Annotated in this window: 27 protein-coding genes; 10 read left to right on the top strand and 17 right to left on the bottom strand. The window is 72.7% G+C overall.

Features of this window, described 5'->3' with window-relative positions:
- The first annotated feature begins 24 nt into the window (after window positions 1–24).
- The 4 genes from zwf to K1T35_RS22955 are packed head-to-tail and all read left to right on the top strand — an operon-like array spanning window position 25 to window position 3773.
- Complete coding sequence (gene zwf / locus K1T35_RS22970) at window positions 25–1575, top strand: glucose-6-phosphate dehydrogenase (protein WP_220262155.1); 1551 nt, start codon at window positions 25–27, stop codon at window positions 1573–1575.
- Window positions 1576–1602: 27 nt separating this feature from the next.
- Entirely contained in the window at window positions 1603–2565 is a 963-nt protein-coding gene (opcA, locus tag K1T35_RS22965; protein ID WP_220262154.1) for a glucose-6-phosphate dehydrogenase assembly protein OpcA, read from the top strand.
- Complete coding sequence (pgl, locus tag K1T35_RS22960; RefSeq protein WP_220262153.1) at window positions 2565–3344, top strand: 6-phosphogluconolactonase; 780 nt, start codon at window positions 2565–2567, stop codon at window positions 3342–3344. The genes opcA and pgl overlap by 1 nt, the downstream gene beginning before the upstream one ends.
- A 15-nt stretch (window positions 3345–3359) precedes the next feature.
- Window positions 3360–3773, top strand: coding sequence for a hypothetical protein (locus tag K1T35_RS22955; protein WP_220262152.1), 414 nt, complete (start codon window positions 3360–3362; stop codon window positions 3771–3773).
- Between the two features lie 73 nt (window positions 3774–3846).
- On the opposite strand, the gene K1T35_RS22950 is transcribed toward K1T35_RS22955, so the two are convergent.
- Window positions 3847–5172, bottom strand: a complete 1326-nt coding sequence (locus K1T35_RS22950) for an MFS transporter (protein ID WP_255622441.1) — start codon at window positions 5170–5172, stop codon at window positions 3847–3849.
- Window positions 5172–6200, bottom strand: a complete 1029-nt coding sequence (locus K1T35_RS22945) for an MBL fold metallo-hydrolase (protein ID WP_220262151.1) — start codon at window positions 6198–6200, stop codon at window positions 5172–5174. Before K1T35_RS22945 ends, K1T35_RS22950 begins: the two co-directional genes overlap by 1 nt.
- Before the next feature lie 114 nt (window positions 6201–6314).
- Here K1T35_RS22945 and K1T35_RS22940 point away from each other — a divergent pair, with 114 nt between their 5' ends.
- A complete protein-coding gene (locus tag K1T35_RS22940; protein ID WP_220262150.1) occupies window positions 6315–7190 on the top strand; it encodes a LysR family transcriptional regulator in 876 nt (291 codons plus the stop codon).
- 65 nt (window positions 7191–7255) lie between these two features.
- Here the strand turns inward: K1T35_RS22940 and K1T35_RS22935 are convergent, their stop codons facing one another.
- From K1T35_RS22935 to K1T35_RS22905, 7 genes are read right to left on the bottom strand one after another with little or no spacing between them, the layout of a single operon-like run.
- Window positions 7256–8206, bottom strand: a complete 951-nt coding sequence (locus K1T35_RS22935; RefSeq protein WP_220262149.1) for an ROK family protein — start codon at window positions 8204–8206, stop codon at window positions 7256–7258.
- Window positions 8203–8979: a copper homeostasis protein CutC gene (locus K1T35_RS22930; RefSeq protein ID WP_220262148.1), complete on the bottom strand. Its 777-nt coding sequence runs from the start codon at window positions 8977–8979 to the stop codon at window positions 8203–8205. The genes K1T35_RS22935 and K1T35_RS22930 overlap by 4 nt, the downstream gene beginning before the upstream one ends.
- Window positions 8976–10481 (bottom strand): M81 family metallopeptidase, encoded by a 1506-nt coding sequence (locus tag K1T35_RS22925; RefSeq protein ID WP_220262147.1) that lies wholly within the window; start codon window positions 10479–10481, stop codon window positions 8976–8978. Before K1T35_RS22925 ends, K1T35_RS22930 begins: the two co-directional genes overlap by 4 nt.
- 25 nt (window positions 10482–10506) lie before the next feature.
- The gene (locus tag K1T35_RS22920; protein ID WP_220262146.1) at window positions 10507–12174 is read right to left on the bottom strand and encodes an ABC transporter ATP-binding protein; all 1668 of its coding nucleotides are present in this window, start codon (window positions 12172–12174) and stop codon (window positions 10507–10509) included.
- Window positions 12171–13046: an ABC transporter permease gene (locus K1T35_RS22915; protein WP_255622438.1), complete on the bottom strand. Its 876-nt coding sequence runs from the start codon at window positions 13044–13046 to the stop codon at window positions 12171–12173. Before K1T35_RS22915 ends, K1T35_RS22920 begins: the two co-directional genes overlap by 4 nt.
- A complete protein-coding gene (locus K1T35_RS22910) occupies window positions 13043–14029 on the bottom strand; it encodes an ABC transporter permease (RefSeq protein ID WP_255622437.1) in 987 nt (328 codons plus the stop codon). Before K1T35_RS22910 ends, K1T35_RS22915 begins: the two co-directional genes overlap by 4 nt.
- Window positions 14030–14036: 7 nt before the next feature.
- The gene (locus K1T35_RS22905) at window positions 14037–15842 is read right to left on the bottom strand and encodes a peptide ABC transporter substrate-binding protein (protein ID WP_255622436.1); all 1806 of its coding nucleotides are present in this window, start codon (window positions 15840–15842) and stop codon (window positions 14037–14039) included.
- A 185-nt stretch (window positions 15843–16027) separates the two neighbouring features.
- On the opposite strand from K1T35_RS22905, the gene K1T35_RS22900 reads away from it, so the two are divergent.
- Entirely contained in the window at window positions 16028–17149 is a 1122-nt protein-coding gene (locus K1T35_RS22900; RefSeq protein ID WP_220262145.1) for an ROK family protein, read from the top strand.
- An 85-nt stretch (window positions 17150–17234) separates the two neighbouring features.
- On the opposite strand, the gene K1T35_RS22895 is transcribed toward K1T35_RS22900, so the two are convergent.
- Window positions 17235–17732: an Lrp/AsnC family transcriptional regulator gene (locus K1T35_RS22895; protein ID WP_220262144.1), complete on the bottom strand. Its 498-nt coding sequence runs from the start codon at window positions 17730–17732 to the stop codon at window positions 17235–17237.
- 62 nt (window positions 17733–17794) lie between these two features.
- On the opposite strand from K1T35_RS22895, the gene K1T35_RS22890 reads away from it, so the two are divergent.
- On the top strand, window positions 17795–18208 hold the full coding sequence (locus tag K1T35_RS22890) for a rhodanese-like domain-containing protein (protein ID WP_220262143.1): 414 nt from the start codon (window positions 17795–17797) through the stop codon (window positions 18206–18208).
- Between the two features lie 26 nt (window positions 18209–18234).
- Here K1T35_RS22890 and K1T35_RS22885 read toward each other — a convergent pair whose 3' ends face one another.
- Window positions 18235–19494: a TrpB-like pyridoxal phosphate-dependent enzyme gene (locus K1T35_RS22885; RefSeq protein ID WP_220262776.1), complete on the bottom strand. Its 1260-nt coding sequence runs from the start codon at window positions 19492–19494 to the stop codon at window positions 18235–18237.
- 100 nt (window positions 19495–19594) lie between these two features.
- On the opposite strand from K1T35_RS22885, the gene K1T35_RS22880 reads away from it, so the two are divergent.
- Window positions 19595–20083 (top strand): hypothetical protein, encoded by a 489-nt coding sequence (locus K1T35_RS22880; RefSeq protein WP_220262142.1) that lies wholly within the window; start codon window positions 19595–19597, stop codon window positions 20081–20083.
- A 99-nt stretch (window positions 20084–20182) separates the two neighbouring features.
- On the opposite strand, the gene K1T35_RS22875 is transcribed toward K1T35_RS22880, so the two are convergent.
- The 6 genes from K1T35_RS22875 to K1T35_RS22850 form a co-directional block, all read right to left on the bottom strand.
- Window positions 20183–20527, bottom strand: coding sequence for an RNA polymerase-binding protein RbpA (locus K1T35_RS22875; protein ID WP_220262141.1), 345 nt, complete (start codon window positions 20525–20527; stop codon window positions 20183–20185).
- Between the two features lie 13 nt (window positions 20528–20540).
- Entirely contained in the window at window positions 20541–20777 is a 237-nt protein-coding gene (gene secG / locus K1T35_RS22870) for a preprotein translocase subunit SecG (RefSeq protein WP_220262140.1), read from the bottom strand.
- A gap of 147 nt (window positions 20778–20924) precedes the next feature.
- Window positions 20925–21713: a triose-phosphate isomerase gene (tpiA, locus tag K1T35_RS22865; protein ID WP_220262139.1), complete on the bottom strand. Its 789-nt coding sequence runs from the start codon at window positions 21711–21713 to the stop codon at window positions 20925–20927.
- 5 nt (window positions 21714–21718) lie between these two features.
- Entirely contained in the window at window positions 21719–22903 is a 1185-nt protein-coding gene (gene pgk / locus K1T35_RS22860) for a phosphoglycerate kinase (RefSeq protein ID WP_220262138.1), read from the bottom strand.
- On the bottom strand, window positions 22900–23916 hold the full coding sequence (gene gap, locus K1T35_RS22855; protein ID WP_220262137.1) for a type I glyceraldehyde-3-phosphate dehydrogenase: 1017 nt from the start codon (window positions 23914–23916) through the stop codon (window positions 22900–22902). Before gap ends, pgk begins: the two co-directional genes overlap by 4 nt.
- Before the next feature lie 116 nt (window positions 23917–24032).
- Window positions 24033–24614 carry an O-methyltransferase gene (locus K1T35_RS22850; RefSeq protein WP_220262136.1) on the bottom strand — a complete coding sequence of 194 codons (582 nt, stop codon included), beginning with the start codon at window positions 24612–24614 and terminating at the stop codon, window positions 24033–24035.
- 67 nt (window positions 24615–24681) lie between these two features.
- Here K1T35_RS22850 and K1T35_RS22845 point away from each other — a divergent pair, with 67 nt between their 5' ends.
- Together K1T35_RS22845 and K1T35_RS22840 are read left to right on the top strand one after the other, a co-directional pair.
- Window positions 24682–25551: a helix-turn-helix domain-containing protein gene (locus tag K1T35_RS22845; RefSeq protein ID WP_220262135.1), complete on the top strand. Its 870-nt coding sequence runs from the start codon at window positions 24682–24684 to the stop codon at window positions 25549–25551.
- Between the two features lie 10 nt (window positions 25552–25561).
- The gene (locus K1T35_RS22840; protein ID WP_220262134.1) at window positions 25562–26929 is read left to right on the top strand and encodes an FAD-binding oxidoreductase; all 1368 of its coding nucleotides are present in this window, start codon (window positions 25562–25564) and stop codon (window positions 26927–26929) included.
- Window positions 26930–26941 lie beyond the last annotated feature (12 nt).

Here is a 26941-nt window from a genome sequence, read left to right as displayed (position 1 = left end):
ACATCAACCCGACCGAGGAGTCAGATGAGCACCGCCACGTCCGCGGCAGCGGGGTGGACCAACCCGCTGCGCGATGCGCGGGACAAGCGGCTGCCGCGGATCGCGGGACCGTGCAGCCTGGTCATCTTCGGGGTCACCGGCGACCTGTCGCGCAAGAAGCTCATGCCCGCGATCTACGACCTCGCCAACCGCGGCCTGCTCCCGCCGGGCTTCGCCCTCACCGGCTTCGCCCGCCGCGACTGGGCCGACCAGGACTTCGGCCAGGTCGTCTACAACGCGGTGAAGGAGCACGCCCGCACCCCGTTCCGCCAGCACGTGTGGGACCGGCTTGCCGAGGGCTTCCGGTTCGTGTCCGGCACCTTCGACGACGACGACTCGTTCGACCGGCTCGAGCAGACCGTCCAAGCTCTCGACCGGGACCGCGGCACGGCCGGCAACCACGCGTTCTACCTGTCCATCCCACCCGGGGCGTTCCCGGTGGTACTCAAGCAGCTCGCCCGCTCCGGGCTGGCGAAGCAGGACGGCGCAGGCTGGCGCCGGGTCGTCATCGAGAAGCCGTTCGGCCACGACCTGAAGTCGGCCATCGAGCTCAACGAGATCGTCAACGATGTCTTCCCCGAGGACTCGGTCTTCCGGATCGACCACTACCTCGGCAAGGAGACGGTGCAGAACATCCTGGCGCTGCGCTTTGCCAACCAGTTCTTCGAGCCGATCTGGAACAGCCACTACGTCGACAGCGTGCAGATCACCATGGCCGAGGACATCGGCCTGGGTGGGCGCGCCGGCTACTACGACGGAATCGGCGCCGCCCGCGACGTCATCCAGAACCACCTGCTGCAGCTGCTCGCCTTCACCGCCATGGAGGAGCCCGTCTCGTTCTCCTCCGACGAGCTGCGCATCGAGAAGATCAAGATCCTCAACGCCACGAAGCTCGTCGGGCCCCTGGACGAGACCACGGCACGCGGGCAGTACAGCGGCGGCTGGCAGGGCGGCGAGCTCGTCCGCGGCCTCACCGAGGAGGAGGGGTTCGACCCCAACTCGCGCACCGAGACGTTCGCGGCCATCACTTGCGAGGTCGACACCCGGCGCTGGGCGGGCGTGCCGTTCTACCTGCGCACCGGCAAGCGGCTCGGCAGGCGCGTCACCGAGATCGCCGTGATCTTCAAGCGGGCCCCGCACCTCCCGTTCGACGCCACGATGACCGAGGAGCTCGGGCAGAACGCGCTCGTCATCCGCGTGCAGCCGGACGAGGGCGTCACACTCCGGTTCGGCTCGAAGGTGCCGGGCAGCCAGATGGAGGTCCGGGACGTCTCCATGGACTTCGGTTACGGCTCGGCGTTCACCGAGGCCTCCCCCGAGGCGTACGAGCGGCTGATCCTGGACGTGCTGCTCGGGGAGCCGTCGCTGTTCCCGGTCAACGCCGAGGTCGAGCGGTCCTGGGAGATCCTCGACCCGGTGATCGAGGAATGGGCGCGGCAGGAGCGGGGCCCCGACCCCTACCCGGCGGGCAGCTGGGGACCGGACTCGGCGGGCGCGATGCTCGCCCGAACCGGCCGCACATGGCGCCGGCCCTGAGGAGGATGCTGTGAGGAGGATGCAGTCATGATCGTCGACCTTCCCTCGAGCAACACGTCGGCCGTCAACCGCAAGCTGGTGGAGATGCGGGCGAGCGGCGGCGCGCTGACGATGGGCCGCGTGCTCACGCTCGTGATCGCCACCGAGGACGGGGCGGGCATCGAGGACGCGATCGCCGCCGCCAACTCGGCGAGCCACGAGCACCCCTGCCGGATCATCGTGCTGGCCAGCGGCCAGCGGAAGGCAGCCCCGCGGATGGACGCCCAGATCCGCGTCGGCGGCGATGCCGGTGCCAGCGAGGTCGTCGTGCTGCGCGGCTACGGCCCGCTCGCCGCGGAGGAGGCGGGCGCCGGCATGGTGATGCCACTGCTCCTGCCCGACGCGCCCGTGGTGGCGTGGTGGCCGGACGAGGCACCCACCATCCCGTCGGAGGACCCGGTCGGCAAGCTCGCGACCCGCCGCATCACCGACGCCCTGTCGGCGAGGAACCCGATGAAGGCGTTCGAGCAGCGCCGCGCCAACTACGTCGAGGGCGATACCGACCTCACGTGGACCCGGCTCACGCCGTGGCGCGCACTGCTCGCCACGGCGCTCGACGCGCCGCCGTTCGAGCCCGTCACCAACGTGGTCGTGGCAGGAGAGGCCGTCTCCCCGTCCACCGAGCTCCTCGCAGGCTGGCTCGCGGTGCGGCTGGACTGCAAGGTGAAGCGCTCCCCCGCCGCGTCCGGCCCCGGGGTGGTGTCGGTGCGGCTGGAGCGGCGCTCCGGACCCGTCGAGCTCATCCGGCCCGACGGGAAGGTGGGCACGCTGCGCCAGCCGGGGCAGCCGGACCGGCTCGTCGCGCTCGCCCGCCGGGAGGTGCGCGACTGCCTCGCCGAGGAGCTGCGCAGGCTCGACGCGGACGAGATCTACGGGTCCGCGCTGGCCGGCGTCGGCAAGGTCGCGCGCGGCCGCACTCCGGTGAAGGTCCCGGCCCTGGCCGGCGCCTGATGCCCGCCCCCGACATCGCGGTCCACGCCAACCCGGACGTGCTCGCCGCGGCCGTGGCCGCCCGGCTGGTCACCAAGCTCGTCGACCTGCAGGCGGCCGGCACCACGCCCAAGATCGTGCTGACCGGCGGCGGCACCGGGACCGCGGTGCTGGAGCAGCTGCGCGCCTCCGTGGCCCGGGACGCCGTCGACTGGGGCCAGGTCGAGTTCTACTGGGGCGACGAGCGGTTCGTGCCGCCCGACGACCCGGAGCGCAACGAGAAGCAGGCCCGCGAGGCGCTGCTCGACCACGTCGGGGTCGATCCCACGAAGGTGTTCGCGATGGGCGCAGACACCGGCACCGGGCCGGCGGGCGCCGAGGCGGCCGCGGAGGAGTACGCGGAGGTCCTGCGGCGCGCGGCGCGGCCGGAGGACCACGGGCCGGTGCCGTCGTTCGACGTGCTCATGCTCGGCATGGGCGGCGAGGGCCACACCGCGTCGGTGTTCCCGCACTCCCCCGCCGTCTACGAGACCGAGCGCACCGTCGTGGCCGTGCACGGCTGCCCCAAGCCGCCGCCGACCCGGGTGTCGCTCACGCTCCCGGCGATCCGCCGCGCCGCCGAGGTGTGGATCATGACGACCGGTGAGTCAAAGGCCGCGGCGGTCGCGATGGCCCTCGGCGGGGCGGGCGAGGTCGCGATCCCGGTGGCCGGGGCGCAGGGCCGCAGGCGCACCCGCTGGCTGCTCGACCGGGCCGCGGCGGCCAAGCTCCCACGCGATCTGGTGCCGCACATCGGGTAGCGGATCGTGCTCCACGTGATCGTCGACGGCGCCAATGTCGTCGGATCCCGGCCCGACGGCTGGTGGCGCGACCGGGAGGGCGCGGCCCGCCGGCTGGCCGGGCGAATCGTGGCCGCGCTCACCACCGACCGGTTCGGGCTCGCGGAGGCGTTCGGTCACCCGGGCGCCGATCTGCGCGTGCACCTGGTGCTGGAAGGCGCCGCGGCACGGGTCGAGGACCTGCCAAGCCATCCGGCGCTCACGATCGTCCGCGCCCGCGCCGACGGCGACTCCATGATCGTGGCAGTGGCCACCGACCTGATTGTCGACGGCAGCGGCGCCGCGGTCATCGTCGTGACGGCCGACCGCGCCCTCCGGGAGCAGGTCCGCGGCTCGGGAGCCGCCACGACGGGCCCGGGCACCCTCCTGAACGCCCTCCCCGCCCCCTGATGCGTGTCCCGAAGAGCGTCCGGTCCCCTGGTCGCCGGATGACGGCCGTGCGGCGCGCTGCTCGCCCGCTGAGTCAGCCGATGGCGCGCAGGTCGCGGTCCTTGCCCTCGCTCGCCACGACGATGGCGACCAGGCTGATCGAGGTCATGCCCATCCAGGCCACCGCGACGAGCCACAGCGATCCCCCGCCGACCAGCACCAGCGAGGACGCGATCACCGGCATGAGACCAGCCCCGAGCGCCGCGGCGATCTGGTAGCCCATCGAGGTCCCGGTGTAGCGGATCCGGGTCGGGAAGAGCTCGGCCGCGAAGGCCCCGTAGGGCCCGGCGACGAAACCCTGGATCACCGCCAGGCCGAGGAGCAGCGCGAGGAACACGGTCCAGACGCTGCCCGCATCGAGCAGGAACATGATCGGGAAGGCGAGCAGCAGCGCGGCGACGTTCCCACCCAGCATCACCGGCCGGCGGCCGATCCGATCCGACAGGCGTGCGGCGACCACGACCACCGCGATCACGCAGACGCCGGTGAGGGCCTTCACGTTGAGCACACCGGTGGGCGAGAGCTGCAGCTGGGTGACGGCGTAGCCCAGCGCCCACACCCCCATCAGCCCCTGCGCGGCCTGCCCCGAGATCCCGGCGGAGATGGCCAGCAGCAGCCGCCGGGGGTAGCGGGTGAGGACCTCGCCGACCGGCACCCGCTTCTCCTCCACCGCCTGCACGGCCTCCTGGAACACCGCCGACTCGGCGGTCTTGAGCCGGATGACCAGCCCCACTCCGGCCAGCACCGCGCTGAAGACGAACGGCAGCCGCCAGCCCCAGGACAGGAAGTCCTCCCGGGGCAGCGTCGAGGCGAGGCTGAGCACCAGGGTCCCGGCGATCGTGCCGGCGGGGGCGCCCATGTAGGCGAAGGAGGCGGCGAAGCCGCGGGACTCCTTTTTCGCGCGCTCGAAGCCGAGCAGCATGGCGCCGCCCCACTCCCCGCCGACCGCGACACCCTGCAGGATCCGCAGGAGCACCAGCAGCAGCGGCGCCGCGACACCGATCTGCTCGGTGGTCGGGAGCAGGCCGATCAGCGTGCTGACCAGGCCCATCAACACCAGAGTCACGACCAGCATGGACTTGCGGCCGAGCCGGTCGCCGAGGTGGCCGAACACGATGCCGCCGAGCGGGCGGGCGAAGTAGCCGGCGGCGAGCGTGCCGAACGCGAGGACCTGCGCGACCCCCGGGCCGACCCCGGTGAAGAACACGGAACCGAAGACGATGCTCGCGGCCGTCGCGTAGAGGATGAAGTCGTAGTACTCGATCGCGGTACCGATGAAGCTGGCGGCCAGGATCCGGCGCATCTCCTCCGGGGTCGCATCGACCCGCCGGGCGGCCGGTGCGCTGTCGGTGCCGGTCATCACGCCACCTCCGTCCGGCGGCCGGTCGCGAGCGCGATGACGTCCAGGTCGTCGGGCACGAGCACCGGGCCGCGGAACGTCTCGACGGCGGCTGCGGAGAACGCCGACGCCGGGGCGTCGCCGGGCACCAGGTGGTGCAGGGCCAGCACCCGGGCACCGGCCTGGGTGGCGAGCTCGCCCGCCTGGCGGGCGGTGGTGTGGGCGCGGCCGTGGTGGGCCATCGTCGCGCGCCGCATGGCGGTGTCGGCGTAGCGGCGGCCCATCGCGGCCAGGTCGATGGCCTCGTGCAGCAGCAGGTCGGTGTTCCGCGCGAGGCGGACCAGGTTGGCGCAGGGCGCGGTGTCCCCCGAGATCGTCACCGAACCCTCGGCGGTGTCGAACCGGAACGCGAATGCCGGGGCGGTGGGCGGGTGCTCGACCAGGATCGCGGTGACGACGACGACGTCGTCGCGGTGGACCTCGAACGGTTCCATCACCGGGGCGACCCGGGCGTCGGCGGCGAAGCCCGTGCCCGGCGGCAGCGCGATGTCGTGGACGGCAATCAGGTCGGCGGGTCGCCGGGCCAACGAGTCGAAGATCCGGTCGTTGAGGTCGGTCGCGTGCGCCGCGCACAGCAGATCGACCATCTCGACCGTGCCCGGGGTCGGGTTGGCCGGCGCCACCGGTGCCGGTCGCCCGGTCGCGTGCGGGGACAGCGGCGGCAGGCCGCCGCGCGGGCCGGGACCGTGCACCTCGATCGGCGCAGCGGCCGGGTCCGGGCGCTCGAACAGGCCGAACAGCAGCAGCGGGACCAGGTCGGCGACGTGGTCGGAGTGCATGTGGGTCAGGAACAGCGCGCGGACCCGGTCGAGCGGCAGCCCGGCCCGGGCGAGCTGGCGGCCGGTGCCCTGGCCGGCGTCGACGAGGTACACGGCCTCGCCCACGACGACCGCCGTGCCGATCCCGCTCCGCGCGGCAGCGGCGCCGGGACGCTCCCACCACCGCGGACCGCCCGCGGTCCCGAGGGTCACCACATGAGGGCTGGACATGACACTCCTTCGTGTCGTGCTCGACGTGCGGCAGCCGCACCTCCAGCAGCACTGTCGCCCACCAGCGGTATCAGGCATAGCTGATTCTGCTGCCGGAGAGCATAAGCTCCACTTGTGAAGGACGTGACGTTGCGGCAGCTCGAGTACCTGGTCGCGATCGCCCAGGACGAGTCGATCTCCCGGGCCGCGGTCCGCTGCCACGTCTCCCAGGCCGCGATCAGCCAGGCCCTGCGGGAGCTCGAGGGCGCGCTCGGGGTGCAGCTGGCCGTACGGCGCACCGCGAAGGGCGTTCACCTGACCGCGGCCGGGCGTGCGGCGGCGACCCGGGCCCGCGGGGTGCTGCACGACGTCCGGCAGCTCGCAGGGCACCCGGGCACCGGGCGGCTGACCGTGGGGTGCTTCCCCTCGGTGTCCGCGCAGGTCGTACCGGAGGTCGCCGGCCTGCTGCGCGACCGGTTCCCCGACGCCCAGCTGGAGATCATGGAGGGCTCCGCCGCCGTGCTGCAGGAGCGCCTGCTGCGCGGCCAGGTGGACGTCTGCTTCCTCTACGAGATGCAGCTGCAGCCCGAGGTGGAGCCGACCCTGTTGCGCGAGCGCCGGTTCAAGGTCGCCGTCGCCGCCGACCACCCCCTCGCCGCGCGGCCCGACGTGCGTCTCGCCGACCTCGCCGACCACCCCGGCGCGCTGCTCAACGTCGAGCCGGCAAGCTTCCTCAACGAGGCCCTGCTGGCCCGCTTCGGGGTCGTCCCGCAGATCGCCTACCGCAGCACCGACGTGCTGACGGTGCGCGCGCTGGTCGGGCGGGGGCTGGCCTGGGCGCTGCTGATGACCGAGGTGGCGAGCAGCCACGAGGGCCGGCCGCTGCGGTTCCTGCCCATCGTCGAGGACATCGGGACCAACTCGCTCGTCGCCGCCCTGCCGCGCGGGATCCGGGCGAGCGGGCTGGTCGAGCAGGTGGTCGAGCAGTGCCAGCAGGTGCTGCCCCCGTAGTCGGGCGTTCCCGACGGACCTCGACGCCGGGGAAAGCTGGGGCTTCGGGACTGCCCTCGATCAGATCAGACGGCGACGCCTCCCACGTCGACGGGCGCGAGCTCGTCGGCCGTGAGCGCCGCCCCCCATGCCCCCGCCCAGGGGCCGAGCGTCGCGGGGACGATCGGCGGGACCTGGTGGAAGGTCGCGCGCGCCCGCAGCTGCTCGACGGTGGGCTCGAGGATGACGTCGGGCGCCTGACCCAGCCCGCCTCCGATGACCACGCGCCCGGGATCGACGGTCGCGATCATGCCGAGCAGCCCGCGGGCCAGCGCGGTCGTCGCCTCGGCGAGGATCGCCGCAGCCGCGGGGTGTCCGGCTCGGACGGCCGCCACGAGGTCCTGCGCGGTGAGCGCCTCGAGCTCCTCGGGCGAGGCGGAGCCCTCGGCCGCGACGACCTGGCGCCACCGGCCGGCGAGGTGCGCACCGCCGATGAACGTCTCGAGGCAGCCGCGCTGCCCGCACGAGCACAGCCGGCCGTGCTCGTTCTGGCTGATGTGCCCGATCTCGCCGGCCGCGTTGTGCGCGCCGGCTTCCACCACGCCGCGCACCACGTGCGCGCTGCCCACGCCGGTGCCGAGGGCGACGACGTAGGTGTCCTCGTGCCCGCGCCCGGCTCCGAGCACCGCCTCGGCGCGGGCCGCCGCCCGGCCGTCGTGCACGGGCACGACGGCGAAGCCAAGCCTCGCGCGCAGCACGTCCCCGATCGCGACGCCCGCCAGCCATGGCAGGTTGCTCGAGGTCACCACGACACCGCGGTCGTCCACGATGCCGGCGACGGTCACCGCCGCGCCGCGCACGCTCCGGTCGGCGACGAACGTCTCGACGAGCGTGGCGAGCTCGTCCAGCGCGCCCGCGCCGCGCGGCGTGGGGACGCGGGCTTCCGCCACGGGGACGGCCTCCCGCACCCCGGCCGCCGCGATCAGCAGCTTGGTCGAGGTGCCGCCGTAGTCGATCCCCAACACGTGATCCGTCATGGTGCGACCTCGCGCACCGCGGCCAGCAGCCGGCCGGCGAGCTCGGGGTCGGTGGTCGTGAAACGCCCGGCGTCGGGCGAGGACCCGAGGCTCACGCCCGTCTCGTCGGCGTGCACGCGGCTGGCGGAGGCGTGCACGGCGTCCACCCCGGCGGCCGCGAGCGTCGCAACCGACGCCGGTGTCACCCCGCTGCCGGCCATCACCTCGATCCGGCCCGCGGCGGCGACCATGGCCCGCAGGACGGGCACACCATCAGGTGCGGCGGCGGCACCGCCCGAGGTGAGGACGCGGCGCACGCCCGTGCCCACCAGGGCGGCGACGGCGGCGGCGGGATCGGGCAGCGTGTCGACGACCCGGTGCACGGTGACGTCGAGGTCCCCGGCGGCCTCGGTGGCCTGCGCGATCACGTCGAGGTCGAGCACCGGTGTGCCGTCGGGGCCGGTGGTGGTCGCACCGACGACGATCCCGTCCGCGCCGTGTTCGGCGGCAGCGCGGCAGTCGGCGAGCAGCACCGCCAGCTCGTCGGCGTCGTAGGTGAACCCGCCGGAGCGTGGCCGGATGAGGACGTGCACGCCGGGGCCACCCGCGTCCCGCGCGGCCACGGCGGCGTCGATGAGGCTCCCCGGCGGGGTCAGCCCGCCCAGGGCCAGTGCGGTGCACAGCTCGATCCGGGCTGGACGGACCCGGGCCGCGACCCCGATCCCCCGGACGTCCTGGACCGCGAGCTCCAGGACGAGGCGCCGAATCGACGGTTCGCTCGCAAGCTCGCTCATGCCGACACCCTCGCGGTGAGGTCGGGGTCGGCGTCGAACGCGTCGAAGGGGAACATCGGCCGCGCGATCCGCTCGTGGCCGAGGCGTTCGAGGTCCTGGTCGACCGGTCCCGGGGTCAGCGCGAGCGTCCAGCCGCGCGCGAGGTCGTACAGGGTGGGTTCGAGATAGCCGATCTTCGTGACGATCGCCCGGGCCTCGGTCGGCTCCAGCCCGAGCGCGCGGAAGTCGCCGGCGGCGTGGAACGCCTTGCGGAACTCGGTCACGATCACGCGCAGGCCGCCGACGGCGATCACGGCGATCCGCCCGGCGTGCGGGTCGCCCGCAGTCAGGCTCAGCAGCGTGCCGGCGATGCGGACGGGGCCGCTGACGCGGTTGTCCACGCGGGCACCGGCCACCACGACGACCTCGTCGCCGACCGCATGGCGGGCGAGCTCCTCGATCGCGGCGGCGTCGAAGATCGAGGCGACGTAGACGAGCGGTGCGTCTTCGCCGGTGAGCTCGGGCATGCCGAGCAGCCGGGTGAGCGTCCACGTGACGTCGCCGCTGCCGCCCGCGCCGGGGTTGTCCCCGGAGTCGCTGACCAGGTACGGCGTCTCCGTCGCGGCCAGCGCCGCCGCCACGCCGTCGGCGAGCGTGCCGGGCGGGCCGACGAACGTGAAGTCCTCGCGCACCGACCACAGGTGGCGCGCGATCCCCTCTGCCTCGGCCCGCACCACGTCGGCCTCGTGCCCGGTGACGATCACGCTCGCGTGGCAGCGCGGCTCGTCGGCCCAGGCGTAGCCGATCCAGATGGAGGCGTCGAGGACGCCGGCGCGCCGCTCGACGTCGGCGAGCGAGGCGTACAGGCTGCGGGCGGGCTCCACGCGGGTCGAGGTCTTCTCGCCCGGCAGCAGGATCGGCACCTTCACCCACGCGCGGACCGGCCGGGCGCCGTCCCGGAGCTGTGCCACGCGGACCTGGGCCACGAGATTGCGGGCCGCGCGCTCGCGGGTCTCCCAGGCGTCCTCGTGCGGGGCGAGCCGGTAGCAGGTGGGCAGGTCGACCTGGTCGAAGAACCGCGGCGAGATGTTGCCGTGCAGGTCCATCGTCGCGCCGATGAGCACGTCGGTCCCGACGACGCCGCGCACGCGGGTGACGAGGTCGCCCTCGGCGTCGTCCATGCCGACCACGCTCATCGCGCCGTGCACGTCGAGGTAGATCCCGTCGAGCGGCCGCTCGGCGTGCAGCGCGGCGAGGCCGGTGACGATCCGCTCGCAGTAGTCCTCGTAGACCTCGGTCCGCACGGCGCCGCCGGGGATGGATCGGGCGTAGAAGACGCCCAGCCACTCGGCGGCCTCGCGCAGCGGGGAGGCGGGCGCGAGGAACGGGTACCGGGCGACCAGCGCGTCGCCGGTGGAGGTGTGGAAGTCCCGGTGGTCGGCGCGGTGCGCGGCGTAGGCCGACGACTCGATCGCCATGCCGGCGATGGCGATGCGGGGTCTGCGTGGCGTGCTCAGGGTCATGCTCCTTGCTGGTGTCCAGCGCGGTTCAGCGGGTGGCGACGCGCAATTCGCGTCGGCGGCGCTGCTCGACGGGGTCCAGGGACGGCGCGGCGGCCACGAGGCGGCGCGAGTAGGGCTCGCGCGGGGCGCCGAGCACGTGGCCGGCGGGTCCTTCCTCAACGATCACGCCCCGGTGCATGACGGCCACGCGGTCGGCGATCTCGTGCACCACTGCGAGGTCGTGGCTGATGAACAGGCAGCCGAAGCCGAACTCGGCGTGCACCTCGCGCAGCACGTCGAGGACCTGCTGCTGCACGGAGACGTCCAGGGCGCTGGTCGGCTCGTCGGCGATGAGCAGGCCCGGCCGCAGGGCGAGCGCCCGCGCCAGTGCGACGCGCTGGCGCTGCCCGCCCGACAGCTCGTGCGGGTAGCGGTCGAGGCTGCCGCCGGGCAGCCGGACGGCGTCGAGCAGCTCGGTGACGCGTCGGCGGCGTTCCGCCCGGTTCGGGCGGCCGGCGAGTTCCGGATGCATCCGGAACGGCTCGGCGACCGACTCCCCGACGGTCATGCGCGGGTCGAGCGAGCCGGCCGGGTCCTGGAACACGATGCCGATCCGCGCCCGGAGCACACGGGCGCGCCGGCCGTGGCCCGTCAGCTCGGATCCCAGCACCGAGGCCGAGCCCGCCGCGATCGGCACGAGCCCGACGGCGGCCCGCGCCAGCGTCGACTTGCCCGAGCCGGACTCGCCCACCACCCCGACGATCTCGCGCGCGCCGACGACGAGGTCGGCGTCGGAGACGGCGCGGAACGCGCGCCGCCCGCGGCCGTAGTCGACGCACACGCCCTGCAGCCGCAGGGCATTCCCGTCCGTCGACTCGGTGGCAGCCTTGTCGACGAGAGCGGGCTCGGCCGCGAGCTCGGGCAGCTCGGGCACGGCGGCGAGGAGCCGGACGGTGTAGTCGTCGGCCGGCTCCGTGAGGACCTGCTGCACGGGCCCCTGCTCGACGACCCGGCCGTGGTACATCACCGCCACGTCGTCGGCGATGTCGGCCACCACGCCCATGTTGTGGGTGATGAGGAAGAGGGCGGCGCCGCGCTCCTGGACCAGGCGGCGCAGGAGGTCGAGGATCTCGGCCTGCACTGTGACGTCGAGCGCCGTGGTCGGCTCGTCGGCGATGATCACCTCGGGTTCGCACGCGATCGCGATGGCGATGACGACCCGCTGGCGCTGCCCGCCGGAGAACTCGTGCGGGTAACGGCCTGCGCGGGCGGCTGCGTCTGGGATGCCCACCTCGGTGAGCAGCTCGACGGCGCGCGCCGCGGCCGCGTCCCTGGCCGTCCCGTGGTTGCGCAACGCCTCGGCCACCTGGGCGCCGACGGCCATGCTCGGGTTGAGCGCGGTGGCGGGCTCCTGGAACACCATGCCGACGCGGGCGCCGCGCACCCGGCGCAGGTCCTCCCCGGTCAGGCCGAGCACGTCGGTCCCGCCGACGCTGATCCGGCCGGTGGTGCGGACGTTGCGCGGCAGCAGTCCGAGCACGGACATCGCGGTGACGCTCTTGCCGGAGCCGGACTCGCCGACGAGGGCGAGGACGCGGCCGCGCTCGAGCGCGAGCCGGACCCCGCGGACGGCGTGCACGTCGCCCTCGTCGGTGGCGAAGGTGACGTGGAGGTCGTCGATCTCGAGCGCTGCGGTTGCCGTTGACGTGGTCACGCGCGCTTCCCCTTCACGTCGAACATGTCTCGCAGCCCGTCGCCGATGAAGTTGAAGGCGCACACCACGGCGACGATGGCCAGGCCGGCGGGGAAGATCAGCCACCACGCGCCCGAGTAGACGAGGCCCACGCCGGAGCTGAGCATCGCTCCCCAGTCCGTTGCAGGCGGCTGCACACCCATGCCGAGGAAGCTGATGTAGGCGACGAGCAGGATCGCGTCGGCCACCTGGAACGTGGCGTTGACGACCACCGTGCCGATGGTGTTCGGGACGATGTGGCGCAGCACCGCCCGCCGGTGGGTGCCGCCGCCTGCCCGGACGGCGAGCACGTACTCGCGCGTCTTGAGCGACACCGACTCGGCGCGCACCAGCCGCGCCGGCACCAGCCACGAGACCAGGCCGATGACGAGGACCAGCAGCGGCACGGTCGGGCCGGTGATGGCCGAGACGACGAGCAGAAGGAAGATCGCGGGGATGGCGATGCCGGCGTCCACCACGCGCATCATCACCGCGTCCACCCAGCCGCCCACGTAGCCGGCGGTGGCACCCCAGAGGGTGCCGACGAGGGTGGCGAGGATCCCCGCGGAGAGACCGACGAGCAACGAGATCTGACCACCCTGCATGAGCCGGCCGAGCACGTCGTAGCCCACCGAGTCGGTGCCGAGCAGGTGGGAACCGGACGGCGGCAGGTTGGCCTCGGCGAGGTTCGTGTGCACCTGGTCGGTCGGGTGGACGAGCGGGCCGACGACGCTGAACAGGACGAGGAGGGCGAGCACCACGAGGCCGACGACGGCCATCCGGTTCGCGAGGAACCGGCGCAGCGCGCGCCCACGGGACACGGGACGCGCGTCGGCGGGGAGCGGGGCGGTCACTGCAGGGCTCCTCGGGTGCGCGGGTCGACGGCGGCCTGGAGCACGTCCGCGAGCAACGACCCGATGACGGTGGCGATAGCGATCACGAGGACGCAGCCGAGCAGCACCGGGAAGTCCCCGGCCTGGGCCGAGCTCCAGAACAGCAGGCCCATCCCGGGATAGTTGAACAGCTGTTCGACCACGAGTGTGCCGCCGAAGACCACGGGGATCTGGTAGCCGAGCATCGCCACGACGGGTGTGAGGGAGTTGCGCAGGACGTGCCGGCGCAGCACCGCGGCCTCGGGGGTGCCCTTGGCGCGCGCGGTCCGGACGTAGTCCTCGGCGAGGCTGTCGATCGTCGAGGACCGCGCGTACCGGCTGAACGTCGCGACCGCCACCAGCGCCCCGGTGAGGACCGGCAGCACGAGCGCGCGGGGCTCGCCGAGGATGGCGAGCACCGTGCGGCCCTGCGGTGCGAGCGCCGGGAACCAGCCGAGCCACTGCGACAGCACGACGACGAGGATGAGCCCGAGGAAGAAGCTGGGCGTGGAGTACAGCACCACGGCGATCGTCGTGGCCGAGTAGTCGAAGCCGGAGCCGCGCCGCGCGGCCTGCCGCACCCCCAGGGGTAGCGCGACCGCCAGCGCCACGACGAGCGACAGCCCGGTGAGCAGCAACGTCTTGGGCAGCCGCTGCGCGACGGCGTCGGCCACGGGCTGGTTCATCACGAAGGAGTCGCCGAGGTCGCCCCTGGCGAGGCGGCCCAGGAACGCGAGGTACTGCTGGAGCAGGGGCTGGTCGAACCCGTTCGCCGCATTGAAGGCGGCGATCTGCGCAGGCGTGGCGGTCTGCCCGAGGACCCCGCGCGCGGGCCCCCCGGGCAGCGCCTGGAGGAGCAGGAACACCACCACGGTCACGAGCAGGACGACGAGCACGGCCTGGCCCGTCCGCTGCAGGACGAAGCGCAGCAGGGGGTTCATGGTCGCGGTTGTGGTGGTGGCCATGGCTTCGTCAGCTCTCCCAACCCCACCGCTGGGGGTAGAAGTTCGCGCCCGGGTCCTGCGTGGTGCCCGTCAGGCCCTCGGCGATGACCGAGACCTGGTAGACGGGGTTGGGCAGCCACATCACCGGCAGGTCCCGGGCGAGCAGCGCCGAGTACTGCGCCATCGTCCCCGGCTCGTTGCTGAGGACAGCCGCGGAGAGCAGGGCGTCGGCCTCGGGGTTGGAGTAGTTGCCGAAGTTGGCCGTGCCGCCGCTGCCGAAGATGCGCTCACCGGTGGGGTAGGCGCCGAAGTACCAGCTGCCCGCGGTGCCGAAGTAGCTCAGCTGCCACGTGCACTCCGGGGCGCCTGCCTTGCAGGGGGCCGTGCGGGAGAGCACCTGGTTGAGCGGCGCCTGCTCGAGGTAGACCGACACGCCCACCTGCTGCAGGGCCGACTGGATCTCGGCGAACTGGTTGTCGGTCTCCTGGGAGCCGCTCTGCACGAGGAACGTGAGCTCCATCTTCGTGCCCGCCGCGATGCCCTCGCCGCACTGGTCGGCGCCGGTGCCCGCGTTGGTGCACGCGAGCACGCCGTCGCCGCCCCGCGTCCAGCCGCGGGCGGCGAACAGTTGCGCTGACGCCGCAGGGTCGAACGGGTAGGGGTTGGTCGCCTGGACCTCCGACAGGTAGTCGCTCGCCGGTTCCTGCGGGACCGGCCCGTAGCCCGGGTCGGCCGCGCCGTGCCACACGACCTCGGAGATGCCGACCTGGTCGATCGCGTGCTGCAGCGCCTGACGCACGTAGAGCCGGGAGAAGACGGCGCCCATCTGCGGGTGGTGGAAGTTGTAGGGCATGTACGTGACCGACCACCCGGTCCACGGCTGGACCCGGTAGCCGAGACCGGTGTACTGCTGCTCCTGCGCGAGCGCGGAGCTCGGGATGTAGCCGTAGTCGACCGACTTGGCGCGCACCGCGTTGACCTCGGCGTCGGCGCTCGTGAACGGCAGGAGGTTGACCTCGTCGGCGTGCGCCGGGTCGGTCCCGTCGTATGCCTGGTTCCGCACGAGCTTCACCTGGCCGTTCGCCGCGTACTCCTGCGCCGTGAACGGCCCGGATACCACGTCCCACAGCGGGTTCGTCTCGTACGATGCGAGGTCCTTGGACTCCGCCACGAGGTAGTCGAAGATCGCCCGTGCCTGGGCCGGGTCGCGGTCACCGTCGCCGACCGCGCCGTCGTCGCTCGTCTTCGCCCACGAGTGCTGCGGCAGCGGCGTGATGAGGGTCAGCTGGGTGGAGGTGAACCACTGCTGGTTGTAGGCCTGGTCGAGCGTGAGCACGACCGTCCGCTCGTCCGGGGTGCTGACCGCCACGACGTTGTCGGGCATCTTGCCCTCGGCGTACGAGCCCCAGCCGTCCTTCCCCGCCTTGATCAGGTTGAACCAGAACTCGACGTCGCGGGCGGCTACCGGACGTCCGTCGCTCCAGCTCATGTCCTTGAGCTTCAGCGTGACCTGCGTACCGTCCTCGGACCACTGGATGGACTCGGCGACCGAGGCGGCCTCGTCCAGCGCGACCTGGCCCGTGCTGCCGTTGAAGGCCACCAGTGCGGGCCAGAGGCTCCGGTAGATCGAGGTGTTGTGGGTGGCGAGCGTGCCCGGGACGCCGATCGGCAGGATCCAGTTCGGCGTGGCATTGGCCGGAAGCGCGTAGTTGACGACGGAGCCAGTGCCGCCGCTCTCCTCGCCGCCGGAGCCGCAGGCAGCCAGGGCGAGCGCCGCAGCGACCGCCAAGGCGGTGCCGCGCGCGATCCGTGCGGCGAGTGGGGGTCGGGACACAACTTCCTCCATCACTGGCAAAAGTTACTGCAAGATGGAAGCATGCAACCAGTGGCACGCCGCGATCACCAGCTCTTCGCTGTTACGGAGCGATAAATTCAGGCGGACCGTGTCCGACCAAGGGGGCACAGCGGCGAAAAGTGCGAAAATGCACGCCCACTTCGTTCAATAATGGAAGAAGGGTCATGTCCGAGGCAGCCGCTGCCATCGTCGAGCTCGTTGCCACCGGTCGAGCGGTCACCCGTGCCGAGATCGGCAAGGTACTGGGCTGGGCACCGTCGACCGTGTCGCTGCGCGTGGGGCAGCTGCTGGCCTCGGGCGTGCTGCACGAGGCCGACCTCGCACCCTCCCGCGGCGGCCGGCCGGGACGGATCCTTCGGCTGCGGGACGACGGTGGCTGCGTCGTCGTCGCGGACGTCGGCGGTCACCACGCGCGTACCGCGGTCGTCGACCTCACCGGAGCGCTACGCGACGTGGCCGAGGTCGATGTCGATGTCAGCGAGGGGCCGGACGCTACGCTCGACCGGATCGTCGCGGCGTGGAACGAGGCCGCCCGGGGCGGCACGGTCATGGCAGCGGGGCTCTCGCTCCCCGGTCCTGTCGACGCCGACCGCGGCGCCGTCGTCCAGGCCTCACGCATGCCGGGCTGGAACGACGTCCCCGTCGGGGAACGGGTCACCGAGCGGCTCGGCGTTCCCACCGTCGTCGAGAACGACGCCAATGCGATGGCACTCGGCGAGCACTATGCCCGCATCGACCACACCCGGGACTCCGTCACGGTCAAGGCGGGCACCGCGATCGGCTGCGGTCTGGTCATCGGCGGCCGGATCTACCCCGGCTCATCGGCGGGCGCCGGCAACATCACCCACACCCGGGTGGACGTCGCCAGCGCCACGCCGTGCTCGTGCGGCAACCTCGGCTGCCTCGAGACGGTGTCCTCCGGGGCGGGCGTCGTGCGACTGCTGCAGGCACGCGGGATCGAGATCGGCTCCACCGCCGACGTCGTGCACCGGGCCCAGAACGGCGACCCCGAGGTCTCCGCGCTGGTCCGCGCCGCGGGCGGCTACCTGGGCGCCGTGCTGTGCACCGTGGTGAACCTCGTCAACCCCGGCGCGGTCTACCTCGGCGGGGCGCTGTCCTCGGTCGAGCCGTTCGTCGCGGCGGTCCGCGGGCGCGTCTACGAGGGGTCGCACCCCATCGCCACCGGGCACCTGGTCATCGACGCGACCACCACCGGACCTGACGCGGGCATCGTGGGGATGGGGCGGCTCGCCGTCGCCGCCGCCCACCGGGGAACGACGGCGTAGCCCGCCTCCCGCAGCCACCCACGTGTGCGACGCTCCCGTGTTGTCGCTGCCGCTCCACTCGGGTGATCGTGCTCCGGATCGGGCGTCAGGTGCGACGGCTGCTCGCGCTCGCGGCGGCCCCACTCGCGGCCACCGCGCTGGTGACCGCTGATCGTCTCGGCAGCGGGGTGCTGTAGACGACGCTCGTCGTGACCGCGCCGAGGCCGGCGATCCGGCCCGTGACCTGCTCCAAGTGGCGCATCCCGCGGGCGCGCACGCTGAGCACGAAGCAGTCATCCCCCGTGACGTGGTGGGCCTCGGTGACCTCGGGTGTCGTGGCCAGCAGGTCGCGGAACGGCTTGTAGTTGCCGTGGGGGTAGCGCAGGCGGACGAGCGCCATGATCGGCAGGCCCAGCTTCTCCGGGTCGACCTCGCAGCCGTAGCCCGTGATCACGCCGCTCTCCTCGAGCCTGCGCACCCGCTCCGTGACGGCGCTAGGCGACAACCCGACGAGCCGCCCCAGGTCGGCGTAGCTGGCGCGGCCGTCGTTCTGCAACGCTTCCAGCAAGCGCCAGTCCAGATCGTCCAGGGATTCCACGGCCATAACGCGAAACTACCGTGGATTCCACCTTCCAGTGCTTGCGGTCGCCGCTTAGCGTCGCGGCCATGGACCTCGACGCCGTCACGTTCTTCGCCGCCCGCCTCGCCTTCCAGACCGACGTCGCCGACGTCAACGCCGCGTTCACGAGCGGCGAGCCTGGATTCGTGCTCATCGACTCGCGCAGTGCCGCATCGTGGGCCACGGGCCGGATCCCCGGCGCGCTGCACCTGCCCACCGGCGAGATCCCCGACCGTGCGGCCGCCCTGCTCGACCCCGGGGTGCCGGTCGTGACCTACTGCTGGGGCCCGGGGTGCAACGGCGCCACCCGCGCCGCCCTCGCCCTCGCCCGCCTCGGCTACGTGGTGCAGGAGATGCTGGGCGGCATCGAGTACTGGACCCGCGAGGGCTTCCCGGTCGAGACGGACGCAGGCCTCACCTACAGCGATCCGGACCCGCTCACGGTGCCGTGCGGCTGCTGACCCCGGCGCGGCGGATTGCAGCGCTGTTAGCCCTGCTCGTCGGGCAGCCGGCCGTGGAGGAAGTCGTCGTACGCCGACAGATCCAGGAAGCCGTGGCCGCAGTAGTTGAAGAGGATCACCTTCTCCTCGCCGGACTCCTTCGCGGCAAGTGCCTCGTCGATCGCGGCCCGGATCGCGTGGGCCGCCTCAGGGGCGGCGATCTTGCCCTCGGCCCTTGCGAACTGCACGGCCGCCTCGAACACCGTCCGCTGCGGGTACGCGACGGCCTCCATCCGGCCGTCCCGCACGAGCGCGGAGACCAGCGGGGAGTCGCCGTGGTAGCGCAGCCCGCCCGCGTGGATCGACGGCGGCACGAAGTCGTGTCCCAGCGTGTACATCGGCAGCAGCGGGGTGAGGCCCGCGGTGTCACCGAAGTCGTAGTCGAACCGCCCCTGCGTCAGGGTCGGGCAGGACGCCGGTTCGACGGCCAGGAGCCGCACCGCGTCGTGGGGCACGAACGGGAACGCGATTCCCCCGAGGTTCGAGCCGCCACCGCACGGCGCGATCACGACGTCCGGCGTCCGCTCCCCCGCGAGCTCCAGCTGTTCCCTGGCCTCCAGACCGATCACGGTCTGGTGCAGCAGCACGTGGTTGAGGACCGAGCCGAGCGCGTAGTGGGTGTCGTCGCGGGAGACGCAGTCCCTTACGGCGTCCGAGATCGCCATGCCCAGCGATCCGGGGTGCTGCGGGTCGTCCACCGGAGAGGCGACGACCGAACCGCCCCACGTCTCCATCGCGACCCGGCGGTACGGCTTCTGCTCGTAGGAGGCCCGGACCATGTAGACCTGCAGATCGAGGCCGAACTGGGCGCAGGCGAACGCGAGGGCGGTGCCCCACTGCCCTGCGCCGGTCTCCGTGGAGAGGCGGGTGATGCCCTCCCGGGCGTTGAAGAAGGCCTGCGCCACTGCCGTGTTGGGCTTGTGGCTCCCGGCGGGCGACACCGACTCGTCCTTGAAGTAGATGCGCGCCGGAGTGCCCAGCTCGCGCTCCAGCCGCACGGCCCGCACCAGTGGGGTGGGCCGCCAGAGCCGGAGGATGTCGAGCACCTCACCGGGCACGTCGATCCACGGCTCGGTGGAGACCTCCTGCTCGATCAGCGCCATCGGGAAGAGCGGGGCCAGGTCGTCGGGCCCGACGGGCTGACGCGTGGCCGGATGCAGGGGCGGTTCGAGGGGCTTCGGGAGATGCGGCGCGACGTTGAACCACGCGCTGGGGATTTTCTCAGGGGGCAACGTCCATCGGGTCATCATCGACCTCCAGCACCTTGGATCCATACGGCTGTTTCCGGGGCCTCGGGTCAGCAGTATGGCGCCACAGTGCGCGATGGCCGCGTGGGAGAGTGGGCACGTGAGGCAGTTGGTGGGCGCGGTGGTCCTGACGGCGGCCCTCTGTGGGTGCTCGGCCGCCGAACCACCTGCTCCGGCACCGCCGCCTCCACCTCCACCGCCGCCGGCCGCGTGCCTGCTCGACACGGCCGCGCTCGCGAACGTCACGGGCGTGACCTGGACACCGGACGCGAGCACGGCGAGCGACACCCGCTGCGTCTACGACCCGGCCGGCACCACACGCCCGGCCGAGGGCCCGACGTTCCTGTCCGTCGACGTCACGGAGCGGCCGCCGGCGCTCGACACCGTGGCCGAGCTCTGCGAGGACGGGTCCCGGGCACCGGTGGGGGCCGCCGGGTTCGTGTGCCGCTTTCAGGGCGGCAACGTGTTCGCCGCGCTGGTACGCAACGGCCGACTGGTGACCCTCGCTGCATCGGCCGTGCCGGCCGGCACCACCGCCGCGCAGCTGGTGGTGGCGTTCGACCAGCAGGTGGCGGCGTTGAGCGGCTGAGCGGCCGCGCAGAGGGCCGAAGCCACCCACAGGTCACGTATCGAGACTCGCCAACGCGGGCCCGGTGGTCGCGATGGCGACCACCGGGAGGTGTGGGCGCTAGGGCAGCTCGCGGGAGGCGCGGAGACGGTTGAGGGCCTCCTCGAGGATGGCCGCGCCGTCGGAGTCGCTGCGGCGCTCCTTCACGTACGCGAGGTGCGTCTTGTAGGGCTCCGTGCGCGGCGGCGCGGGCGGGTTCTCCCCGTCCCGGCCAGCGGGCAGGCCGCAACGCGGGCAGTCCCACGACTCGGGGATGTCCGCCTCGTTCGCGAACGATGGAGTGGTGACGTGGCCGTTCGCGCAGAAGTACGGGATTCGCGAGCGCGGCGCCGTCTCGCCTCGCTCGGACTCACCCATCGGACCGGCCCCCACACGGGTGCCGCGGATCGCGTTGCCGCCGGACATCCCTTTGCCTCCCTCAGACCCCGACCCGGACCAGCAGCCCGGTGCCGATGATCGCGATCACCCAGATCGAACCGACGAACAGCGTGAGGCGGTCGAGGTTCTTCTCGACCACGCTCGACCCCGACAGGCTCGACTGCACTCCGCCGCCGAACAGGGTGGAGAGTCCACCACCGCGGCCACGGTGGAGCAGGATCAGCAGCACGAGCAGCACGCTGGAGATGATCAGCACGATCTGCAGGGCCAGTTCCATCGATCCTCATTCCGAATTGCTCGTGCGCATCCGACAGCTGTGCCGGGGATACCGAGACTACCGTGATGGCGCTCGGCGCCCGCCGGGGGTCGTGAGTGGATACGCGCCCAATACGCGCTGGAGCACTCGTATCCACCCACGACATGGTTACGGGAGAGGGCCGCCCGCCGCGATCGCGCAGAGCTGCGCGAACTCGTCGGCGTCGAGGCTGGCGCCGCCGACGAGGGCACCGTCGACGTCCTTCTCCGCCACGATCTCGCCGACGTTCTTGGCCTTCACCGAGCCGCCGTAGAGCACCCGGACGCTCGTCGCGATGGCCTCGCCGTACTTCGCCGACACGGTCTCGCGGATCGCCGCGCACACCTCCTGCGCGTCGGCCGCGCTCGCGACGCGGCCGGTGCCGATCGCCCACACCGGCTCGTAGGCGAGCACGAGGTTCTGCGCGTGCTGGCTCTGCACCTTCTCCAGCGCGGCTGTGATCTGCCGCGTGGTGTGGGCGACGTGCTCGCCTGCCTCGCGAACTTCCAGGTTCTCGCCCACGCAGAGGATCGGCACGATCCCGTGCTTCACCGCCGCGTGCACCTTGCGGTTGACGAGCGCGTCGTCCTCGCCATGGTGCTCGCGCCGCTCGGAGTGCCCGACCACCACGTAGCGGCAGCCGAGCTTCGCGAGCATCACACCGGAGACGTCACCGGTGTAGGCGCCCGAGTCGTGCGGCGAGAGGTCCTGCGCGCCGTGCACCAGCAGGAGCTTGTCGCCGTCGATGAGCGTCTGCACCGAGCGGATGTCGGTGAACGGCGGCAGAACCGCCACCTCGACCTTGTCGAAGTACTTCTCCGGCAGCGAGAAGGCGATCTTCTGCACCAGCGCGAGGGCCTCGAGGTGGTTGCAGTTCATCTTCCAGTTGCCGGCGATCAGCGGCATGCGGACGGCCATGTTTTCTACTTCTCCAGTACGGCGATGCCGGGGAGGGACTTGCCCTCCAGGTACTCCAGCGACGCGCCGCCGCCGGTGGAGATGTGGGAGAACCCGTCCTCCGGCAGGCCGAGCGCGCGCACCGCGGCGGCCGAGTCGCCGCCGCCCACGACGCTGTAGGCGCCGGAGTCGACGATCGCCCGGGCCACCCCGCGGGTCCCCTCGGCGAACGGTGCCAGCTCGAACACGCCCATCGGTCCGTTCCAGAACACGGTGGCCGCCCCGGCCAGCACCTCGGCGAACGCCCCCACCGAGTCCGGGCCGATGTCGAGGCCCTTCCAGCCGTCGGGGATGGCGTCGGCGGCGACGGTCTGCGTCTTCGCCTCGGCCGAGAAGTCGTCGGCCACCACCACGTCGGACGGCAGCACGATCTTCCCGGTCTCGAGGAGCTTGCGGCAGGTGTCGATCTGGTCGCGCTCCAGCAGCGAGTCGCCGACGCCGTAGCCCTGCGCAGCGAGGAACGTGAAGCACATGCCCCCGCCCACGAGCAACGCGTCGACCTTCGGCAGCAGCGCCTCGATCACCGCGAGCTTGTCGGAGACCTTCGAACCGCCCAGCACCACGGCGTACGGGCGCTCCGGCGACTCGGTGAGCCTGCGCAGCACCTCGACCTCGGTGAGCACGAGCCCGCCCGCGTACGCCGGCAGGTCCTGCGCCACGTCGTAGACCGAGGCCTGCTTGCGGTGGACCACGCCGAAGCCGTCCGAGACGAACGCGCCACTCGCCCCGGTCAGCGCGGCGAGCTCGTGGGCGAGCGCCGCGCGCTCGTCGTCGTTCTTCGACGTTTCGCGCGGGTCGAACCGGATGTTCTCCAGCAGCACGACCCCACCGTCGGCCAGCGCACCGACGGCGGCCTGTGCCTCGTCGCCGTGCTCGGCGAGGGTCACCTCGGCCCCGAGCAGCTCACCGAGCCGCCCGGCCACCGGGGCGAGGGAGTACTTCGGTTCCGGCCCACCCTTCGGCCGGCCCAGGTGCGCCGTGACGACCACCCGCGCCCCGGCCTCGCGGAGCTTCTGCAGCGTGGGTACCGAGGCGCGGATCCGGCCGTCGTCGGTGATCCTCGAACCGTCGAGCGGGACGTTGAGGTCCGAGCGGACCAGCACGGTCCGCCCGGACACACCCTCTCCGAGGAGGTCGTCGAGCGTCTTCACAGCTTGGATGCCACCAGGTCCGTGATGTCGACGAGGCGGTTCGAGTAGCCCCACTCGTTGTCGTACCAGCCGAAGACCTTGACCTGGTTGCCGATCACCTTGGTGAGCGGCGCGTCGTAGATGCAGGACGCCGGGTCGGTGACGATGTCGGAGGAGACGATCGGGTCGTCGCTGTAGCGCAGGTAGCCCTTCAGCGGGCCGGCATCCGACGCCGCCTTGTACGCCGCGTTGACCTCGTCGACCGAGACCTCCTTGCGGAGGTCGACCGTGAGGTCGGTGATCGAGCCGGTGGGCACCGGGACGCGCAGCGAGTAGCCGTCGAGCTTGCCGTTGAGGTGCGGCAGCACGAGGCCGATCGCCTTCGCGGCTCCCGTGGAGGTGGGCACCACGTTCAGGGCGGCGGCACGGGCACGCCGCTTGTCCTTGTGCGGGCCGTCCTGGAGGTTCTGGTCCTGCGTGTACGCGTGGATCGTGGTCATCAGACCCTTCTCGATCCCGAACGCGTCGTCGATCACCTTCGCCAGCGGCGCGAGGCAGTTCGTGGTGCAGGACGCGTTGGAGATGATGGTCTGCGAGCCGTCGTACGCGTCGTCGTTCACACCCATGACGACCGTGAGATCGGGCTCCGTCGCGGGGGCGGAGATGATGACCTTCTTCGCGCCCGCGTCGAGGTGCTTGCTGGCGGCATCGCGCTTGGTGAAGATGCCGGTGGACTCGACCACGACGTCGACGCCGAGGTCCTTCCACGGCAGCTCGGCGGGGTCGCGCACGGCGAGGCCCTTGAAGCCCTTGCCGTCGACGATGATCTCGTCATCGGTGTGGCTCACCTCGTAGGGCAGCCTGCCGAGGATCGAGTCGAACTTGAGCAACCCGGCCAGCGTGGCGTTGTCGGTGATGTCGTTCACCGCCACGATCTCGATATCGGTGGTGCCGGCCGCCCGCTGGGCGTCCACCGCTCGCCAGAAGTTGCGGCCGATGCGACCGAACCCGTTCACGCCCACCCGCACGGTCATGTGCGCCTCCTGTACCGCTCTCGCGTCTCTGGAACCGGCATCAACCCTAGTCGCTGGTCACGGGACGGAAACGCCCAGGCCCTGTATCGATTCTGACCGCATCGAATCCGCCGAACCTACAGCCGGCGCGCGACGAGCTCCCCCTTGCCGACCGGGATCGTCGTGACGGCGGTGAGATCGCGGCGCAGCAGAGCCTCCAGGGGAGCGATCTCGTCCGGGTGCGACAGCGCGTTGTCGGCGACGAGCACTCCGCCCGCGCGCAGCACGCGGACCGGGTGCGGCCACCACGACGGGTACTCCGTGCGCTCCGCGTCGAGGAACAGCAGGTCGACCTCGCCGTCCGCGAGCCCGGCCACCCCCGCTCCCCCGTCCTCGGGCCGCAGATCGACGTAGCCGGCGAGGCCCGCGTCGGCGAGGCTGGTGGCGGCATCGTCCTGGGCTGCCCGGTCTGGGTCGAAGCTGATCACCTGGCCACCGGTGGCGCGGGCGGCGTCGGCGAGCCAGAGCGTGGAGACGCCGCGTGAGGTGCCGATCTCCACGATCCTCCGGGCATCGACGGCCTGGGTGAGGAACCAGAGGAACCGGCCGGCGTCCGGTTCCAGCACCCGCCACCTGTCGAGCCGATCTGCCTGTGCGGCGTCGTGCCGGGCCGCCGCGTCGCTCACCCGGTGGAGCACCGCCAGAACCGAATCATCCACGCCGCGATCGTGCCAGAGCCACGCATCCTTCTTGGCTGACCGGCCGCCCCCCGGCAGGATGCCAGGCATGTCCAGGGACGAGTCGTCCGTCGGCCAGCGCTATGTCGAGCGCAGGCCGGTCGCCGGGCTCGCCGACATGGTCTCGACGGTGTGGGTGCAACAGATCGGTGCCGACGCACCCGCCTACCGGCATCGGAACCTGCCGCACGGCGGCACCGAGGTCGTCTGCGCGATGGGAGCACCCCCGCAGGTGGTCGGACCGTTGACTGGTCCGTACGTCGAGGTGCTCGCCCCGGGCACCACCGTGGTGGGGATGCGACTGCGCCCAGGAGCAGGCGCGGCGCTGCTGGGGGTGCCGCCGTCCGAGCTGGTGGACCTCAGCGTGCCGGCTGACGCGCTCTGGGGCCGGCCGGGCACCGCGCTCGGTGATCAGGTGTGTGCCGCGGCGTCTCCCGCGGCAGCGCTCGCCGCCCTGCAGCGCGGCATGCTCGCCCGGCGGTCCGCCGACGCGGACCCGGATCCGCTCGTCACCGAGGCCGTCCGCCTGCTGATGCCCGGCCGGTCCTCCGGCGTCGCCGCGCTCCCCGGCCTCCTCGCCGTCTCCGAGCGCCATCTGCGGCGGCGCTGCCATGCCGCCGTCGGCCTCGGGCCGAAGGCGCTGCACCGCACCCTGCGCTTCCAGGGCTTCCTCGCCATGGCCCAGCAGGCGTTCGCCACCGGCCGCTCGCGGGACGGCCTGGCCGAGCTCGCGCTCCGGGCCGGGTACGCCGACCAGGCCCACCTCACCCGCGAGTGCGTGCGGCTCACCGGCGCCACGCCCCGCGCGTTCCTCGCCGAGAGCGCGGACGCCTGCGCGTGCGGGGGGCACGACCACGCCGCCTCCTACCAGCCGATGCTGGCCGGTTCGTTCAAGAACGCCACCGGGGCGGCGTCCTAGCGTCATCCGCGTGACCCCGACCGAACGCGAGCTCACCGCCCTGCGGGGCACGATCGCGGGCGAGGTGGTGCTGCCCGGGTCGGCGGACTACGAGAGGGCCCGCAGGCCCGCGATCGCCCGCTTCCGCGACGTCCGACCGCGCGCCGTCGTGCGCTGCGCCACGACCCAGGACGTCGTCGAGACCCTCGCCGTCGCCCGTCTCCTGCGGGTGCCCGTGGCGGTCCGCGGCGGCGGGCACTGCTTCGCAGGCCGTTCCTCGACCACCGGCATCGTCCTCGACGTCTCCCCGATGGCCACGGTCGCGCTCCGGGACGGGCTGGCCGTCGTGGGCGCTGGCACCCGGCTCGGAGCGCTCTACGACGCGCTCGACGGACACGGCCTCACCCTGCCGGCAGGCTGCGAGCCCGCGGTCGGCGTGACCGGACTGACGCTCGGCGGCGGGTTCGGGGAGCTGGGCAGGCGGCACGGGCTCACGTGCGACCGGCTCGCCGGGGCGCGGGTGGTGTGCGCCGACGGCCGGGTCGTCGACTGCGACGCACACCGCGAGCCCGACCTCTTCTGGGCCCTGCGCGGCGGCGGGCCGGGCTTCGGGGTCGTCACCACGCTGCTGTTCCGCCCGGTCCCGGCGCCGCCGACCACCGTGTTCCACCTGACGTGGCCGGCGGGCACCGCCACCGCGGTCGTCTCGGCATGGCCCCACTGGGCCCCCGGCGCTCCCGACCAGCTCACCGCCACCCTGCGCCTCGTCGCGCCGGCAGACCCCCGCCTGCCGGCGGTGGTGACGCTCGTGGGGACGATGCTCGACGGCGACCCCGCACCCCTGCTGGACGAGTTCGTCCGCCGCGCGGGCGTGGAGCCGGCGCGCGCGACCCTCGCGTCCGGGTCGTTCCGGCAGGCGAAGCGGTCGCTGGCCGAGCTGGACGCGAGCGGGGCGGAGCCGGCGGCCCTCCTGCACAGCCGGTCGGAGTTCTTCCGCCGTCCGTTGCCCCCGGACGCGGCGGCGGCGCTCGTGCACAGCGTCGTGGCCGACCGGGTGCCGGGCCAGGCCCACGAGGTGGATCTCATCCCGTGGGGCGGCGCCTACAACCGGGTCCGGCCCGACGCCACGGCGTTCGCCCATCGCGCGGAGGCCTACCTGCTCCAGATCGGACTCGTGACCAGCGGGGACACCCGGCGACTCGACCGCTCATGGTCGACGGTCGCCCCCTTCGGCTCCCGCCGCGTCTACCCGAACTTCCCGGACCCCGACCGCGCGCTCCCCGCAGCGGCCTACCACGGCGGCAACCACGAACGGCTGCGGCGGATCCGCGACGCGGCTGACCCCGACGCAGTCCTGTCCCCACGGCTGGAGGAACCATGCGCGGCCCCTGACCCCTGACGAGCGCGAGCA

The sequence above is a fragment of the Pseudonocardia sp. DSM 110487 genome (assembly GCF_019468565.1).
In the GTDB taxonomy this organism is placed as follows: Bacteria; Actinomycetota; Actinomycetes; order Mycobacteriales; family Pseudonocardiaceae; genus Pseudonocardia.
The sequence above is the reverse complement of the archived record's forward strand: the minus strand, read 5'-3'. Positions and strand labels throughout refer to the sequence as shown.

What these genes read in the sequence shown, in the direction of transcription:
- K1T35_RS22925 (WP_220262147.1), bottom strand. Translation starts at nt 10,481, where the DNA reads ATGACCCTGAGCACGCCACGCAGACCCCGCATCGCCATCGCCGGCATG.
- K1T35_RS22845 (WP_220262135.1), top strand. Translation starts at nt 24,682, where the DNA reads ATGTCCAGGGACGAGTCGTCCGTCGGCCAGCGCTATGTCGAGCGCAGG.
- zwf (WP_220262155.1), top strand. Translation starts at nt 25, where the DNA reads ATGAGCACCGCCACGTCCGCGGCAGCGGGGTGGACCAACCCGCTGCGC.
- K1T35_RS22930 (WP_220262148.1), bottom strand. Translation starts at nt 8,979, where the DNA reads ATGAGCGAGCTTGCGAGCGAACCGTCGATTCGGCGCCTCGTCCTGGAG.
- K1T35_RS22885 (WP_220262776.1), bottom strand. Translation starts at nt 19,494, where the DNA reads ATGACCCGATGGACGTTGCCCCCTGAGAAAATCCCCAGCGCGTGGTTC.
- K1T35_RS22875 (WP_220262141.1), bottom strand. Translation starts at nt 20,527, where the DNA reads ATGTCCGGCGGCAACGCGATCCGCGGCACCCGTGTGGGGGCCGGTCCG.
- K1T35_RS22935 (WP_220262149.1), bottom strand. Translation starts at nt 8,206, where the DNA reads ATGACGGATCACGTGTTGGGGATCGACTACGGCGGCACCTCGACCAAG.
- K1T35_RS22910 (WP_255622437.1), bottom strand. Translation starts at nt 14,029, where the DNA reads ATGGCCACCACCACAACCGCGACCATGAACCCCCTGCTGCGCTTCGTC.
- secG (WP_220262140.1), bottom strand. Translation starts at nt 20,777, where the DNA reads ATGGAACTGGCCCTGCAGATCGTGCTGATCATCTCCAGCGTGCTGCTC.
- K1T35_RS22945 (WP_220262151.1), bottom strand. Translation starts at nt 6,200, where the DNA reads ATGTCCAGCCCTCATGTGGTGACCCTCGGGACCGCGGGCGGTCCGCGG.
- pgl (WP_220262153.1), top strand. Translation starts at nt 2,565, where the DNA reads ATGCCCGCCCCCGACATCGCGGTCCACGCCAACCCGGACGTGCTCGCC.
- opcA (WP_220262154.1), top strand. Translation starts at nt 1,603, where the DNA reads ATGATCGTCGACCTTCCCTCGAGCAACACGTCGGCCGTCAACCGCAAG.
- K1T35_RS22900 (WP_220262145.1), top strand. Translation starts at nt 16,028, where the DNA reads ATGTCCGAGGCAGCCGCTGCCATCGTCGAGCTCGTTGCCACCGGTCGA.
- K1T35_RS22895 (WP_220262144.1), bottom strand. Translation starts at nt 17,732, where the DNA reads ATGGCCGTGGAATCCCTGGACGATCTGGACTGGCGCTTGCTGGAAGCG.
- tpiA (WP_220262139.1), bottom strand. Translation starts at nt 21,713, where the DNA reads ATGGCCGTCCGCATGCCGCTGATCGCCGGCAACTGGAAGATGAACTGC.
- K1T35_RS22890 (WP_220262143.1), top strand. Translation starts at nt 17,795, where the DNA reads ATGGACCTCGACGCCGTCACGTTCTTCGCCGCCCGCCTCGCCTTCCAG.
- gap (WP_220262137.1), bottom strand. Translation starts at nt 23,916, where the DNA reads ATGACCGTGCGGGTGGGCGTGAACGGGTTCGGTCGCATCGGCCGCAAC.
- K1T35_RS22950 (WP_255622441.1), bottom strand. Translation starts at nt 5,172, where the DNA reads ATGACCGGCACCGACAGCGCACCGGCCGCCCGGCGGGTCGATGCGACC.